The organism is Candidatus Cloacimonadota bacterium (assembly GCA_034661015.1).
GTDB lineage: Bacteria > Cloacimonadota > Cloacimonadia > JGIOTU-2 > JGIOTU-2 > JAYEKN01.
Genome location: JAYEKN010000297.1, coordinates 11,941 through 28,906, shown reverse-complemented (window position 1 = coordinate 28,906; position 16,966 = coordinate 11,941). Strand labels below are relative to the sequence as shown.

Genomic DNA, 16,966 nt, shown 5'->3' with positions numbered 1-16,966 from the left:
GGAAATTACTTCGATGAATTGTTAGCTCGCATCCGTGATATTCGTTCATCGGAAAAAGTGTTTTGGCGAAAGGTTTTAGATATTTATGCCACAAGTATTGATTACGACCCCAAAACTGAGCAATCTGTAACGGTGTTCAAAACAATACAGAATAAAATGCATTGGGCAACACACAACGAAACCGCAGCCGAAACTGTTTACAGAAGAGTAGATTCTGCAAAAGAACATATCGGTTTAACCAATTTTAAAGGTGTAGTTCCAACAAAGAAAGAAACCGAAATTGCCAAAAATTATCTTTCAGAAAAAGAATTGAACATCTTAAACAGAATGGTAACAGCATTTTTGGAAATTGCAGAAATTCAGGCATTGGAACGAACTCCTATGTATATGAATGATTGGATCAAGCAGTTAGATACTTTCCTAAAAATGACCAATAAAAATATTTTGCAACATTCGGGAACTATTAGCCACCAAAAGGCAATCGAAAAAGCACATTCCGAATATGATCTGTATAAAGAAAAAATTAAAAACCGCATTACTCAAGTTGAAAAAGATTTCATAAAGCAACTTGATAATTATTAATGGTTAATGGTAAATGGCTAATGAGGGAGTATGATGAGAAAAAATATTGTTAAAGATAAGAGTTTTGCTTTTGCAATTAGAATTGTGAAGTTATATCAATTCTTAGTTGATAATAGAAAAGAATACATTTTATCAAAACAGGTTTTACGAAGTGGAACAAGTGTTGGTGCGATGGTTCGTGAAGCAGAACACGCAGAATCAAAAGCAGATTTTAATCATAAAATGGCAATAGCACAAAAAGAAATCAACGAAACTATATATTGGATAGAACTTTTATTGGAAACTGGGTATTTGTCAAAAGAACAATTTGAAAGTATAAATCAAGATGCCGTTGAAATTATAAAGTTGATTACAAGCATTATTAAATCTGCCAAAAACAACATTAACCATTAACAATTGAGAATTAACCATTATGAATAAATTCCCTCTAATAAAACATATGAAGCATTTCACAAGACAGGTGGATATTTTATTCCCCAAAAAAAAATCACAGATTCTTTTAATATTTTCCTTTTTTGTTTTCGCCTTATTTTTCCCGAAAAATTCACTCTGCGAAAATCCTGCAACAAATTCTTCTATTCGCATCCGTTCTATTCAATTAAATGGAATCACACAAATTTCTCGCCCTCTCATTATCCGCTCGCTCGGGTACAAATCCGGTGATGAATTTTCTTATCTGGGATTTAACCGCAACCTTTCAAATATTCTGGAATTATACAAAAACGAGGGATACTTCTTTGCAAAAATCCTGCCACCGGTTATTACTCCCGTTGAAACAGGAGCAGAAGTCAATATCGAAATTATAATTGATGAGGGAGAAAAAGTTGTAGTTTCGGATATAAACTTTTGCGGTAACAAATATTTTTCATCACAAAAACTCGAAGATATGATACCGATGAAATCAGGACAAATCTTCTCGGTGGCAAAAATCAATCGTTCTCTCGAAACTATCGCAAAAGCATATTCTCAAAAAGGTTACCCGTTTTGCAAAGTATCTGTGGACACAATCTCTCTCCGGAAAGAGCAATATTCGCTACAACTTGGTTTCCTAATTCAGGAAGGAAAATTGATGCGGATTTCCCATCAGATATTCGAAGGTAACAAAATCACTAAGGATAAAACACTAAATCTAATTCTGAATTTTCCCACCAACAAAATCTACAAACAAACCGACATCGAACTTGCCCGAAGAAATTTGCTCACCAAAAAATTTATCCAAAGTGCAAATATAAAACCGCTAAATGCGGATGATCTTTTAGTTCAAATTCAAGAAAAAAAAATGAATCATTTGAACGGAGTTTTGGGGCTAACCTCTTCTGAAGAGAAGAAAACATTTGCAGATAGATTATCCGGCTTTATTGATTTTGACTTTATGAATATTAAAGGAACTGACCGTGAAGTTCATATTTTATGGAAAAAACTGAAAAATAATTCCACTACTTTCAATATTTCTTATACGGAACCTTTCCTTTTTAATAAGCAAATATCAGCACAAGGATTGCTTTCTCGAAGAAATATTGATACAACCTACGTGAATACCAAGTTTGAGATCAAGACAAAATTTCTTTTGCCAAATTACAACAAAATCGGAATTAATTATTTGAATTCCAGCAGTTTGTTAGATACCATTCACACTAACCAGCAGGGAGTTGGGCTTGATTTTGAATCGAACAGATTTGATTATCCTCCCAATCCATATTCAGGTTATGAATTATTTATCGGCTCCAAAGTTATTTGGAAAAGGAAAAATAGTTACAAACAGCAAATCCACCTTGACGCAAAATATTCTTTACCGATAACTCGCCAAACCGCTATTTTCTTTCATGGATCAAGCAAACTTCTATTTACATTTCACGATTCATTAAATTCTTATGAGCTCTTTGAATTTGGAGGTTATGATAACTTACGCGGATTTATTGACAACCAATTTATTTCTGAAAAATTCGGGATATTAGTTTTTGAATATCGTTTTCTTCTTTCTCAAAATTCTCGAATCTTCCTGTTTTGTGATTCGGCGTTTTGCAAAGAATACAAAAATCTTTTTGGCATCGGATTCGGTGTTCGCTTAAAATCTAAAATCGGCTTGTTGAAAATAGATTACGGAATCGGTCATCAGGATGAAACGTGGACAAATCCTTTGCAAGGAATAATTCATTTTGGCATTGAAACCTCTTTTTAAGACTGGAATTCAGAATGCATCGTAAAGAACTTGAAACCTTGCGGATGATTGAAGGATGTTGTTTATCCCAAAACCTCCGCAATGGTTGAAATATGTAAGCGACCACTATTGCGAAGGTTGCGGATAACAAATCCCGTCGAAAAACAACCATCCGCAAGGTGTATCCGCCAACCGGCGGATTAACTCAAGTTTTCCTTTTTACGGATAAACACAAATTATTCGTAGTAAAAAAAATTTATAAATGGAGTGATATTGAAATTATCAAAATTAGAAATTGATGGCTTTAAATCTTTTGCAGAACCTACAAAATTTCGTTTTGCTGCTGGGTTAACAGGTGTTGTTGGTCCCAACGGTTGTGGAAAATCCAATATTTCCGACGCAATTCACTGGGTTTTGGGTGAGCAAAATGTTCGCAAACTACGCGGTGCATCAATGAGTGATGTGATTTTCAAGGGAACGAGAAAAAGGACTACTCACAGCTACTGCAAAGTTTCGATAACCATTGACAACGATAAGAAAATTATCCCTATTGATACCGAAGAAGTTGCCATCGCACGCAAAGTAACCCAAGATGGCTCAAGCGAATATTTCCTTAATGGTAATTCTTGTCGTCTGAAAGATATTTTGAACCTTTTTTACGATACCGGCATGGGACAAAGAGCATATTCTTTTATGGAACTCAAGATGATTGATGAACTGCTAAACGCCAAGGATAATGATAAACGTTATCTTTTTGAAGAAGCCGCCGGAATCATGAAATACAATCAAAGCAAAAACAACTGCCGAAATAAATTGAATAATGTGGAAAATGATTTGATCCGATTGGAAGATATTATTGCGGAAGTTAAGCATCAGACTTATTCTCTCAGACATCAGGTCGGACGTGCAAAAAAATATAAAAAAATCCGAAAAAAGATCAATACGATAAAAATTCAACTGCAGGGTATCAAATATTTTGAGCTTCAGGACAAACTTACCCCACTTAAAAATGAGCATATTAACTCTGAAAAAATGACCGCTGAAAATACGAATAAAATTTCAAAAATTTATAAAATCTATAATTCAAAGAACAAGCAGCTGCTGGAAATTGAAGCTAAATTGCAAATTCGTCAAAAAAATATAAGAGCTATTGAAAACTCAATAAATGAACTGGAAAAAACCATTTTGCTGAATCAACAACAAATCAAAAACATAAAAGAGAATCTCCGGAATAATAAAAATCGGATAGCCCAACTGGAATCAACGAATTTTTCTTCACAAGAAATGTTGAAAAATGATAATGAAAATCTTAAACTCGCAGAAGAAAAGTTAAAGCAGAATGGATCCGAATTAATTGATTTGAAAACAGATGTGGATAAAATCAATAAAGAGATAGATGAACATTATTCTCAATTAGAAAAATTAAATATAAAAATAAACGAATACGAGCATCAAAAACAGATGCTAAATAATACCAAGGCAGAAATTGAAACACGCAAAAAATTATTCGAGGCGGAAAGAACTTCACTTGAAAAGAAGAGAACGGATTATCAAAATAAATTTGACAAATTCACGAGCCTTGTAGTTGAAGCCGAAAAATCGAGTAAAATTCATAACTCAAATAAATCTACATTCTTGGATAAAAGAGCAAAAATTGAGAATAAGCAGGATGAATTGAAGACAAAAATAGAAAATATCGAGCGTGAAATTCATTCTTCGGAAATGAAAACCCGCACTCTTCAAAATGAAAAGCAGCAAATTGAGAAATGGGAAAAGAATCTTTCCGGACACCAGAAAGGTACAAAGAAAATATTTGAATATTTCAAAAACGATAAAGGATTTGATTCACTTGCGAATAATATTGAAGTCAGCGATGAATTTATTTCACTTATCGAAAATTCTTTGAGAACAATGATCACTTCCGTTATTTGCTCCAGCGCCAAAACAGATGATGTATTAAATCTTTTGGAAAAAAATTCGCTTAATTCCTCTCTTATTCTTTATAATTCCGACATTGACAAAATGGAGATTACGGAACAAAAAATTTTTGAAGATGCTACTCCCCTATCCTCCATTGTAAAATTGAATCATGGCGGCATAAATCCAAATATAATTAGAAATATTTATCTTGTTAAAGATAGGAAAACTGCTCGCGAACTTATCGCAAATAACTCGTCTTCTGAAACCGAATATAAATTTATTACTCCAAAGGGTGAAATTTTTAGTACTCACGGCTGGATTCAAACGAATTGGTACGAAGACACAAAAACCGGATTACTTTCACGAAAAAAAGCGATTAAAGAATTTAATAAGCAAATTCAGACAGAAAAGAAGAATCTTGAAAAACTCCTTTCTATTAAAGATAAATTCGCAATTCAGATCACAGAGCAGAATGCAGCCCTCATTTCAATCAATAAAAAAATCACTGAAATCGAACACGCAGCAGAAAATCATCGGAAAAATATTCTCAATCTACAAATGCAAAAGGATAATTTTGGCGAGTTAAAAACAGAAGCAGATTCTAAACTTTCCAAAATAGGAAATGATTTTAGCGAGATCAATCTGCAATTGGAAAAAATAGAATTGGAAATTAAAAATCTTCCTGAACACGACAGTAAATCCCTCAAACAAGAACAGGATAGGTTTCAAAAAGAACTCTCTCTTTCCAGAAACCGACGATTCAAGATCAATAAAAAACTACAAGATAAAAATATTGCGATTGCTCGACTTGAAAAAGATGTACATTTTTGCAAAGAAAACATTAGTAAAAGCAATCAGACTTTCAAAAATAATTCCCAAGTGCTCGATAAACTAAAAGATTCTATCGAACCGCAAAAATCAAAGATCAAAGATTTGGGAAATGAAACGGAAACATTGGAATTAACGTTGAATAAAAAGATTGAAAAGTTAAATGCAGAAAAAAAATCAATCGTGGATATTGAAAACAGGTTTCATTCGCTAAAAACCGCAACAGAAGATCTTAAAATTCAGCAACACGAATTGGAATTCAAAAAGGACATTCTCTCGAAAAATAAAAGCGAAGCAGAACTTAAAATCCAGGAAACCAAATTGAAGATCGAGCATATCCGCGAGGAAGTTTTCTCTCATCTCCATCACGATCTTACCCATGACGAATCAGACGACTATAAGGAATTGAATTTGGGAACACTCCAAACAGATTTGGGTAAATTCCAAATTAAAATTGAGAAAATGGGTCCGATAAACCTTGCTGCCATAGAGGATTATGAAAAACAAAAAGAGCGTTTTGATTTCCTCCAAAATCAGCAAAAAGACCTGCTTGAATCAAAGGAAAATCTAAAAGAAGCAATTACACAATTAAATGATACTGCCGAAAAAATGTTTTTAACGACTTTTCAAAAAATCAAAGAAAATTTTGAGAAACTTCATTTGGAACTTTTCTCCGGTGGAAAAGGTATATTAAGATTGGAAGATCCATCAGATCCGCTTAATTCAAAAATCGAAATTCTTTCTACTCCAAAGGGGAAAAAATTCACCCATATCAATCTCCTTTCCAGTGGTGAAAAAGCATTAACAGCCATTGCACTTCTTTTTTCGATTTACCTTGTGAAACCAAGCCCATTTTGTATTCTCGATGAAATTGATGCACCTCTTGATGATTCGAATATTGATCGTTTTCTCCAACTCCTTGACAAATTTTCCCAGAAAACCCAATTTATTATTATCACTCATAATAAAAGAACCATTGAAGCCGCAAATTATCTTTATGGAATCACGATGGAAGAAGAAGGCGTTTCCAAAATCGTATCGGTTGATTTGGGTTAAAATGGTGAAACATTTAATTCAGCAAACGGACATAACCGTTTATTTGCAGAATGCGACAAAGCGAATTATCGCCTTCTTTCTGCTGTGTTTATTCTTAATACCTCTCCAACTTTCTTCATATCAAAATAAAGCTGATTCACTCTCTCTCGATTCTCTTTTTACATCTTATCATAAAATGCAATTTATAGATTCCCTTGCTGTAAATGATTCTATTCTGTTGTTTCAATCCCATAAAATATTTTACATTAGCCATAAATTCGTGCATGAAATTTTTGATTATCAGAATATTATTCGATTTAATCAGGATGACACATTATTAGCCAAGGCAATTTTTCTCTGCGGAATAAATTTGCAAAAACAAGATCAAAACCCAGTTGCTTTATCATTTTTCAGAAAAACACATTTCCTTTTTCCAAAAAACAAATATGGAATCCTTGCTCTCAAGCAGGTGGGAGATATACATTTTAAAGAAAAAAAGTATTATCTTGCAAAATCATTTTATTGGAAATTCGTTTTTCACAATACGAATATGAATCAAAAAGCCGACGCATTTTTCCAAATTGAACGTTGTAAATATCACATCGGCTCATATGAATTACCTACGGAAATGTTTAATAATTACATTTCCAAATTTCCCGAAAGCCCTCTTACGCCGCGCCTTTGCTTTGAACTTAGTATTTATTATTATAATATTGAAAAAAAATATAAATCCCTTTTCGAGTTGGAAAAAATTATCACATCATATCCGAGCGTTAGTTGGATGGATTCCGTATATTTTCAAATAGGATTAATTTACAATGATTTCGAGGAGTGGAACAATTCCATTGAAGTCATTACAAGAATGATAAAAAAATATCCTGCTTCCCCTTTGCGAAAATCAGCATTAGACTTGCTTTCTGCAAATCTATTGGCAAAAAACAGCATTTTGGATGCGATTAACAAATTAAATTCCATTATTTACGATTCGCCTGAAAACCAAAGAAATGATTATTATTCTATTCTAATAAAATTATACAGCAAAATGGGGTTGGGAGAAGAAATAATATCAATCTACCACTTAATGATATCAAACGAAACAGACCCGATAAAGCAAAAAATATTACAAGATCAATTAAAGAAAATTATCGAAAAAACTGGACACGATATTAACGACTTTGACTTGTTGGACACACAAAGAAATCAAAATGAAAAATCATAAAATAAAAAATATTTATAGAAATAAAAAAGCCGAAGTGGCGGAATTGGTAGACGCACTGGATTCAAAATCCAGCGCTGATTTTCAGCGTGTCGGTTCAAGTCCGACCTTCGGCACCAAGATCAAAAGGGAGATTCCGACTATCGATCCTTGTTAGTTACCTCAAATAAAAAACTTTTCCGGTCTTAAAACCGTTTCTTTCATTACAAAGATAAATTTTAAGAAAATTAAACTAAATTTTTAAGGAGTTATAATGAAAAAATCAAAAATCATATCTATAGTATTTATTGCTATAATAATTAATCTAATCGCACTCGCTCCAGCACATGCAGTTTCCGAAGCAACTTGTATTTTCCTGATGATTGAACCCGGTTCGCGTGCCGGTGGAATGGGACATTCTTACGTTTCCGTAGCTAATGATGCATTTACAACTTGGTGGAACCCGGGCGGACTTGCAGAAATAGATAACACAGATTTAGGGCTTATGCACTCAAACTGGTTCGGAGATATCTTCGACGATATCTATTATGAATATATGGGTTACACTCAATTTATTGAAAATATTGGTACAGTCGGCTTAAATGTAACATATATGACTTATGGAGAACAAGTTGCCACAAATGTCGGAGGTGAAGAACTCACAAAATTCACCAGTGATGAAATTGCAATCGGTCTTGCATACTCCACCCATGCTGGCTTGGGATGGGGTGTTGGCGTAAACTTCAAAGGAATTATCAGCCGTCTTGCCCCATTTATTCCAAACACTTTCATGAACGGAGAGGGTATCGGTTATGCTTGGGTAATGGACATTGGTGCTCTCAAACGAGATCTAATTATTCCGGATCTCTCGTTCGGGGTTACTTTGCAGAATTTTGGACCTAAAATGAATTACGAAAACTCCACTGAACCTCAACCAATGCCTACCAATCTACGAGTTGGATTTTCATATAAAGTATTGAATTCAAAATTTAATCGCCTGATTGTCTCCCTTGATGCGAACAAGATGCTTGTTGACCCAGATCCAGGTGTTTCTTGGGTAACAGGAATTTTTAAATCATTTTCAGTAGGAGACAGTAAATACCAGTTCGACTCTATAATCCAAAATTTTGGAGTTGAATATACTTATTATAATCTTATTTCTCTCCGAATGGGTTATGTAAATGACGTTGTAGGGCATATACGCGATATGTCTTTTGGTGGTGGGTTGAGATACGAATTTTCCAAAGGCAAACAACTTTCATTTGACATTGCCATTCAACCTGCCGGTGAACTTACCGCAAATAATAAGACCTTTTCAATGGGTCTGAAATTTTAATACAACCTTTCCAGTTGTTAAATAAACAACCCCAGTGGAATAAAAAAGGAAAACTGCATTCCATAGGGCTGGACGAGAACATGGCGAACGCAGAAAAGAGATTAATAATATGTAAATTTCTCCCCGTGAACTCCGTGTGCTCCGTTGTTAATAAACTTTAAAAAAACTATGAAAAAACATTTTCAAATCATTGCTCTCCTCTTACTCCTTCTGTACCTAACACCAATTATGATTTATGGGAAATCTTCTCATTTAAAGATAAAAAAACCAACTACAGAAGCGATGAAATCTGTGGAAGCCCATTCAAAAAAGATAAAAAAACTACCTAAACCAATATTTGATAAATTCTATTCACACAAAAGAAAATCACCTGAGCAGAAACGTCTTTCCGGAGATATTGATGTAAATCTTCTTGTTTTATTAATTGATTTTGTCCCTGACGATGATCCGAAAACAACCGGTAATGGAAAATTCGATTTCGGTAAATGGGACTATTTCGAGATAAATAATGTAATTGATTCTATCCGAACAATTTGCTCTCCACCCCATGATTCCAGCTTTTATCATCAGACAATGGTTGCAATGCAATATTACTATCAAACTGCAAGTCTCGGAGTTTTGAATTCTTTTGATCCTGCCCACGAAATTAATTTCCATTTCAAAATTTATCCAAATCAGGCAGACACAGCTTATTCAATGCCTCATAAAATGGCATATTATTTTCCTGATACTCCGGATTGGGATCTTAAAAACGAACGCTTAATTCAATCCTTTAAAGATGCAATCACTACCGCAGATACAACTGATTTCGCAAATACTCCGGATATAAACTTTTCTGATTACAAACAGATAATGATCATTCATGCCGGTGCTGACTGGCAGCATGATATTTTTGGTGACTCTCCCTGCAATCTGCCGGCAATGTATGTCGAACTCGAAGATGATTCCGTAGCAGTTAATGATGGCACAAAATATATCAAAGCTGCTGCATTTTCACCCGAAACTATTTCGCAGGACTTTTATAAAAGCGATAGCTATATTTTTGGATTCGGTTCAGTTACTGCCGAGATGTTCCATGAATTCGGTCACTCCATCGGTTTTGTCGATCTTTACAACACAACAAATATGTATCCCGCAGTTGGCTATTGGGATATAATGGATAGTGGCGGAAGTGCTTCAGCTATCACAATTGACAGCACGGAAACATCTGTGGACACACTTGTTATCGAAGGTGCTCTTCCAATATTACCTTCAGCTTGGTCTCGATTATTAATTTGGGGAAACGAACTTGAAAATTTGGGAAAAGTTACCACACTCACCTCCCCTTCCACAGGAAATATCACTATAGATGCAGCTGAATTACCTGATGCGGAAAATGCCCAATTCATTAAAATTCCCATAAATGATAAGGAATATTTTTTGATTGAAAATCGTGAAACCGACCTTAACGGAAATGGTGCTCCGGTGATAAAACTCTATTCGGATTCAATTAAAGTTCCAATGTATCCGATTAATGGTGAAACTGACGAATTGAGCTATGAATATGACTATATGCTTCCGACCTATGATGCTTTCAAACAGTCTTATACGAACGGAGGACTTTGCATCTGGCATATTGATGATTATGTCATCTACGATGAAATTGTAACAAGCGGCGGTCAAACTTATTCCAGATTCGAAGCAAATCGGGTTAATGGAAACTATTCTCGTCGCGGAGTAAAATTAGTTGAAGCCGACGGAATTGAGGATATCGGAAATCCATATTCCTATTATCCTTATGGAACTTGCTATGAACCATTTTTCCGCATTAAAGCTGGACAGTGGAGTCCATCCGATCCTGATAGAATCCACAATTTTCGCTTCGCACCGGATACGGAACCAAACACTTTTTCAAATGATGACGCCAATTCTCATATCGAAATTTTTGATATAAGCCATTACGGAACTTCAATGGATTTTAGATTTCAATATCATCTTTGCGATGAAATACTATCCATTAAATTGACTGAAAAATATAATCCATCTAATGAAATATTGGTTTTCAACGAACCTTATTATCATTCACGGAACATTGTTCTTACTTACGGGACATATTCCGATGGTAATGAATCAAAGATAAAAATTTATAATGATTTATTCGGAGAATTCTCTCAAACTTTTCCCAAGGAAATAAAATTTCCCCTTTCTCTTCTTCAAAATGATAATGAATCTAAAATAATCGTACCTTTTGAAGATTCTCTTGCAATTTTGAATTTTCAGCTAAACGAACAACCTGTTTTGTCACAATTCGGTTCTTCAATAAACAAAATGATGAGCGACTCCCCTATCCCGATTTCTGCTGATAAAATTGCCGTCCCTACTGAAAATTCTCTATCAATCTATAAATTGACTAATAACACTCTTACCCTTTTAAAAGAAATAGATCAATCTACAAATAAAATTGCATTTAACGAATCAAAACAGCAAATCATTGCAATCCACTCTCCTCAAAATGTTGCAGTTTATGATACATCTTTAACCTGGTTTGATGAATTTACTCTTCCCGTTGAATTTGGAGATTATTATCCAATTGTTGAGAATACGGAAAATTCCCAGAATATTTTTGTTCAAGATAAATTCGGTTCTGTGTATAAATTTGACGGCTCACTTGATAAGATTTTTGATTGTGAAAATTTTCCATCGGATGAAATTTCAAACATCTCAATCGGTGATGTAAATGATAACGGCATCCACGACATTATTTTCACTGTTGAAAACACGGTTTATGCAATAACAGGTTCCGGTTCTTTGGTCTCCGGTTATCCTCAGTCAATCTACGAGAGCAATTATTCTTCGGATCTTAATTCTATTGTGGGACACGATTTGCTCGCAAATGAAATTTCCCTGATTTTATCAACTGACAACAATTTTACTCAATCCATTTCACAAAATGCCGAATATGACCCATTATATTCTTATGCTTATGGAAAAAGTATTTCCTCACCTTATCTCAATTTGCGAGAGAACAGCTATGATCTTATTATTGCCGAAGGAGATTCTATCTTGAATATTATTTCCTTTAATGACATTCCCGCCGATTCCAAAATATATTGGAATGGCTATAAAAACGGACCGGATAGAGCGTCTTGCTGTAATGTAATGGCAGAAGGTTTACCAGATTCCGTGAACGCGCTTTCTATAATTGCTTTTCCAAATCCCGCAGAGGAAGGTTATGTGCATATTCGCATTCAATCTCCAAATGACGCTTCCGCAAGTATAAAAATCTTTAATCTTGCAGCCGATCTTCTTTTTGAGAATGATATGAGTGTTTTCGCAAATGAAGAAAAAGAATTCAAGTGGAATATCCAAAACATTACTTCCGGAGTTTATTTTGCAAAAGTAAAGGTCGGGAATTCTTCCAAACTATTAAAGATCGGAGTTATAAAATGATGAAACGGTTACTAATCACCCTTCTCTGTCTGACCTTCTTTTTTTCACCCCTTCTTGCCGATAATTCAAAATCCAGATTAAAAGCCGCTTTGCTATCTGCTGCAATTCCCGGAATGGGTGAATTATACGCATCCGGCAAAACCTCCGGTATGATTAGTCTTACATCCGAGGCTCTTCTTTGGCTGGGATACTATGCAAATAAACAGCAAGCCGAATGGGCAAAAAATAACTTTCAGCAATATGCCAGAGCATATTCCAACAGTTCTTATGCAAATCCGGACGAGGATTATTATGACCTTATCCAAAACTACCAATCAAGCAACGTATATAATAACAATGTTCTTATATACGCTCGACAAGGTCTTTACAGCGGCTGGAGCGAGCAAACATATAATCAGTTTGTTAGTAGTTATCTTCAAACGGGTAGCCGAAGTTGGAATTGGGAAAGTGAAGAAAATTTTATTGAGTATGCCCGTTTGCGAGTAGATAGAAATGAATATAATATTATGGCAAAATTCACAATCGGTGCTATGGTTTTAAACCGTATTGTTAGCATGATAAAAGCCGTTCACAGCGTTAATGTGCACAACAGCGATGTTATTAAAACCAATACCGTTTCTTTTTTATATGATATAAATCCAATTAGAATGCACGCCTCATTTTACTTACAAAAACGATTTTAATATTCATGAAAAAAATTAAAATTGACGGGAATTCATTAACTTTAGAACAAATACATCAAATTGCTCGAAACTATACAAAAATTGAACTTACAGATGAAGCGATCTTAAAAGTAAATAAATCCCGTGATTATGTTGATAAAATCATCGAAAACAATCAGATTGCCTATGGAATCAATACCGGATTCGGAGCTTTAAAAGACAAAATAATTCCTAAAGATAAACTTCGATTTTTACAACGAAATTTGATTGTTAGCCATTCGACGGCTGTAGGAAGATATTTCCCTGTTGAAGTTGTTCGGGCAATAATGCTCCTTAGAATCAATTCGCTTGCAAAAGGATATTCCGGAATTCGTCTTTCAACTTTACAAACTCTGATAGATATGCTGAACAAGGGAGTTCATCCTGCAGTTCCCGAACAGGGATCTGTGGGTGCGAGTGGCGATCTGGCTCCTATTGCTCATATAATTTTGGTTTTCACAAAAGGGGAAGGTGATGATACGGAAACTTTTAGCGGTCGAGTAATTTCCGAAGAAAGTTTTGACCGCGACAATCAATTTATCAAAACTATTTCCGGAATTGAAGCAATGCGAAAAGCCGGAATTGAACGTGTTGTGCTCAATGCAAAAGAAGGTTTGGCACTGATCAACGGAACAAATGTAATGACAGCTATTGCTGCTCTGGCAATTTATGATGCAAACATATTACAGCAAAATGCCACTCACATTTTCACCGCAACACTTGAATCACTATTGGGGGTCTCAGACGCATTTTATGATAAAATCCATCAGCTACGAAATCATAACGGACAAATCGAAGTGGCAAAGCAAATAAGAGAGGATTATAGCGGAAGTAAACTTATTGATTCCAGAAATGGTGAAGTTCAGGACAGCTATTCTCTTCGTTGTTTTCCGCAAGTTGCCGGTCCGATAAAAACGACCATTGACAAGGCAGCAAACATAATTGAAAATGAAGCAAATGCAGCGACTGATAATCCCCTTATCTTTCCTGATGCAGAAAGAAATCTGAAAGCCTATTCCGGTGGAAATTTTCACGGGCAACCAATCGCATTTGTTTGCGATTACATGAAAATTGCTCTTTCGGAGCTAGCTAATATTTCCGAGCGACGAATTTTTAAACTAACTTCTCAATTCCTGAGTCATGGATTACCAAGCATGCTTTCGAATGACCCGGGTTTGAACAGCGGAATCATGATTCTGCAATACACGGCTGCCTCGCTTGTTTCCGAAAACAAAGTACTTGCCCATCCTGCCAGTGTGGATTCCATCCCGACAAGCGAAGACGTAGAGGATCACGTTTCAATGGGGACAACCTCAGCGAGACAATTTCGTGAAATATTGGAAAATGTGAAAAAAGTCATTGCCATTGAATACATCTGTGCCTGTCAGGCTTTGGATCTCAGATTGAAAATCAATAATAATTTCAAAGATAAAACACATAAAGAAATTTTCGGAAAGACTACTTTTGAAATCTATAACAAGCTGAGAAATGCCGGTGTAAAATTCTGGGAAGAAGACAGAGTTGCTTATCTTGATATTGAAAAGACAATCGAATTGATAAATAAAAAATTAATTCCGGATAATCTTTCTTAAATTAATAACAAAAACAAAATATAAGGAGTAACATAATGGCAATTGCATTAAGTGGAGCAGATTTAACAATCGAAAAGCTAGTTCGAATCGCTAGAAATAAAGAGAAGGTCGAACTAACATTAGAAGCAAAAGAGCGAATTAATAAATGTCGGGCTATGCTTCAGAAAAAAATTAATGAACACGAAATCATGTACGGAGTCAATACGGGAATCGGCGAATTCTCGGAAGTAGTACTAAACGATGATCAGGTCAAAGATTTTCAGAAATACCTAATCTATAATCATGCTGCCGGTATCGGTGATCCAGCCCCGCAGGAATATGTGCGAGCTGCTATGGTTGGTAGAATAAATGTCCATGCACACGGAAATTCCGGTTGCCGGCTTATCATCACAGAAACTTTGGTAGAAATGTTGAACAAAGACCTCGTGCCTTTTGTCTGCCAAAAAGGTTCTGTGGGAGCTTCTGGCGATCTTGCTCCAATGTCTCAAATCGCTCTTCTGCTTTTGGGTGAAGGAAAAGCCTATTACAAAGGCGAATTACTTGATGGCAAAGAAGCAATGGACAAAGCCGGAATCCAAATTCCCGGATTAGAAGCTCGAGATGGTCTCGCCACAATTAACGGCTCCAATCTTCTTACAGCAATGAGTGCTCTTCTTATTTACGATACCAATCGCTGGTTAAAGCAGGCAGAAATTGCCTGTGCTATGTCCCTCGAAGCACTTAAGGCAAATATGAAACCTTACAGTCCCCAATTACATAAAGTTCGCGGATTCAAAGGAGCTCAACGCTCTGCTAAATCAATTTTAAAAATGGTTAAAGGGGGAGACCTTTATGAAGAAAAACTGAAATGTAAAGTTCAAGATGCTTATTCAATGCGTTCTGCTCCTCAAGTTATAGGCTCCGCTCACGATGCCTTAGCTTATGCTCGTTCACAAGTTGAAATAGAACTCAACGGAGTTGGCGACAATCCTGTTTTCTTTCCGGATGAGAATCTGCAGATTTCCGGTGCAAATTTTCAAGGAACTCCAGTTTCTTTACCAATGGATATGATTGGAGCAGCCATTACTATGGTAAGCGTGATGTCCGAAAGAAGAATGAATAGATTGAATCACCCCGCTCTAAGTGTGGGCTTACCTCCTTTCCTCTCTAAAGGTGCGGGAATGATGTCCGGACTTATGCTTAGTCAATATACCGCAGATATGCAAATCGTTGAACAAAGAATACTCTCTACACCTGCTTCAATTCAATCCATCCCGGCTGCAGCCGATCAGGAAGATTTCGTCTCAATGGGGATGAACACAGCTATAAAAAATTTCCAAATATTGGATAATGCTTACGGCATTCTCGGGATCGAATTTATGGCAGCAGCTCAAGCTCTTGATTTCCGTGATTTTACATTCGGTGATGGCGTTACAAAAGCAAAAGAGATTATTCGCAAACACGTTGATTTCTTAGAAATTGATCGCCCTCTTTACCCAGATCACACTGAGATGCAAAGATTAGTAAAATCCGCTGAAATTCTCGAAGAAGTTGAAAAATTAGTCGGCAGTTTAGAATAAATTCTTATACATTGTGCTCTCATCTGCCCAAACAGTAGGTGAGAGCATATATTTGCAATGAGGTATTTATGAATAAATTTTTATTTTCCTCACCAACAATTCGTGAAAAATTTATTTTCGGAGCATCTAAACCAGACCCATTATCCAAAGATGGGGTTGCTGAATGGATTGATTTTATGAAAAGTAAAAACATTGAACGAATTTGTGTGTTGCTCCAATCCTCCGAATTAGATTCTTATCCAAACGATATTTTGACCATCTATGAAAGTAAATTTGGAACTGAAAATGTTTTACACGCCCCCATCCCTGATCTTCATTTTGCAGATAAAAATTTACTCATCACAAAAATATACCCCTTCCTGATGAATTCAAAAAAAGAGAAAAAAAAGGTGGTTATCCACTGTGCCGGTGGAATTGGCCGCACCGGACACGTTCTCGCCGGATGGCTTATGCTTGAATATCAAATGAGCCTAACTGAAGCGATTCAAGAGATAAAAAAAATTGGGAGAAATCCGCTTGAAGCAATTGAAAAGGGAAACGAAAAATTCAGTGATCTGGAATCACTTCTTAATCTGTAGAAACAATATTATGACTATTTTAATAAAAAATAAAATATCACGGATATTTTACT

11 protein-coding genes and 1 tRNA gene are annotated in these 16,966 nt (G+C 35.5%); all 12 read left to right on the top strand.

Translation table 11 applies throughout. The annotated features are described in order from the left end of the window. A partial coding sequence (gene rhuM, locus U9P79_10530; GenBank protein MEA2105049.1) for a RhuM family protein occupies positions 1–582 on the top strand: 582 nt, incomplete at its 5' end. 33 nt (positions 583–615) lie between these two features. Further along, on the top strand, positions 616–975 hold the full coding sequence (locus U9P79_10525; GenBank protein ID MEA2105048.1) for a four helix bundle protein: 360 nt from the start codon (positions 616–618) through the stop codon (positions 973–975). 19 nt (positions 976–994) lie between these two features. Then, positions 995–2,761, top strand: a complete 1,767-nt coding sequence (locus tag U9P79_10520) for a POTRA domain-containing protein (protein ID MEA2105047.1) — start codon at positions 995–997, stop codon at positions 2,759–2,761. 252 nt (positions 2,762–3,013) lie between these two features. Beyond that, positions 3,014–6,544 (top strand): chromosome segregation protein SMC, encoded by a 3,531-nt coding sequence (smc, locus tag U9P79_10515; protein ID MEA2105046.1) that lies wholly within the window; start codon positions 3,014–3,016, stop codon positions 6,542–6,544. A 1-nt stretch (position 6,545) separates the two neighbouring features. After that, positions 6,546–7,742, top strand: coding sequence for a hypothetical protein (locus U9P79_10510; protein ID MEA2105045.1), 1,197 nt, complete (start codon positions 6,546–6,548; stop codon positions 7,740–7,742). Between the two features lie 28 nt (positions 7,743–7,770). Next, positions 7,771–7,858: transfer RNA gene (locus tag U9P79_10505), tRNA-Leu, on the top strand. Positions 7,859–7,992: 134 nt separating this feature from the next. Continuing rightward, entirely contained in the window at positions 7,993–9,054 is a 1,062-nt protein-coding gene (locus tag U9P79_10500) for a PorV/PorQ family protein (protein MEA2105044.1), read from the top strand. Between the two features lie 168 nt (positions 9,055–9,222). Beyond that, positions 9,223–12,483, top strand: coding sequence for a T9SS type A sorting domain-containing protein (locus U9P79_10495; GenBank protein MEA2105043.1), 3,261 nt, complete (start codon positions 9,223–9,225; stop codon positions 12,481–12,483). Then, entirely contained in the window at positions 12,480–13,166 is a 687-nt protein-coding gene (locus U9P79_10490; GenBank protein MEA2105042.1) for a hypothetical protein, read from the top strand. Before U9P79_10495 ends, U9P79_10490 begins: the two co-directional genes overlap by 4 nt. 5 nt (positions 13,167–13,171) lie before the next feature. Beyond that, on the top strand, positions 13,172–14,776 hold the full coding sequence (hutH, locus tag U9P79_10485) for a histidine ammonia-lyase (GenBank protein MEA2105041.1): 1,605 nt from the start codon (positions 13,172–13,174) through the stop codon (positions 14,774–14,776). Positions 14,777–14,811: 35 nt separating this feature from the next. Next, the gene (locus tag U9P79_10480; GenBank protein ID MEA2105040.1) at positions 14,812–16,335 is read left to right on the top strand and encodes an aromatic amino acid ammonia-lyase; all 1,524 of its coding nucleotides are present in this window, start codon (positions 14,812–14,814) and stop codon (positions 16,333–16,335) included. Between the two features lie 68 nt (positions 16,336–16,403). Beyond that, a complete protein-coding gene (locus U9P79_10475; GenBank protein MEA2105039.1) occupies positions 16,404–16,913 on the top strand; it encodes a dual specificity protein phosphatase family protein in 510 nt (169 codons plus the stop codon). The last annotated feature ends 53 nt before the right edge of the window (positions 16,914–16,966 follow it).

Excerpts from the sequence above, each read along its gene's own strand:
- U9P79_10490 (MEA2105042.1), top strand. The coding sequence starts at position 12,480 with ATGATGAAACGGTTACTAATCACCCTTCTCTGTCTGACCTTCTTTTTT.
- U9P79_10475 (MEA2105039.1), top strand. The coding sequence starts at position 16,404 with ATGAATAAATTTTTATTTTCCTCACCAACAATTCGTGAAAAATTTATT.
- U9P79_10520 (MEA2105047.1), top strand. The coding sequence starts at position 995 with ATGAATAAATTCCCTCTAATAAAACATATGAAGCATTTCACAAGACAG.
- U9P79_10500 (MEA2105044.1), top strand. The coding sequence starts at position 7,993 with ATGAAAAAATCAAAAATCATATCTATAGTATTTATTGCTATAATAATT.
- hutH (MEA2105041.1), top strand. The coding sequence starts at position 13,172 with ATGAAAAAAATTAAAATTGACGGGAATTCATTAACTTTAGAACAAATA.
- U9P79_10495 (MEA2105043.1), top strand. The coding sequence starts at position 9,223 with ATGAAAAAACATTTTCAAATCATTGCTCTCCTCTTACTCCTTCTGTAC.
- U9P79_10525 (MEA2105048.1), top strand. The coding sequence starts at position 616 with ATGAGAAAAAATATTGTTAAAGATAAGAGTTTTGCTTTTGCAATTAGA.
- U9P79_10480 (MEA2105040.1), top strand. The coding sequence starts at position 14,812 with ATGGCAATTGCATTAAGTGGAGCAGATTTAACAATCGAAAAGCTAGTT.
- U9P79_10510 (MEA2105045.1), top strand. The coding sequence starts at position 6,546 with ATGGTGAAACATTTAATTCAGCAAACGGACATAACCGTTTATTTGCAG.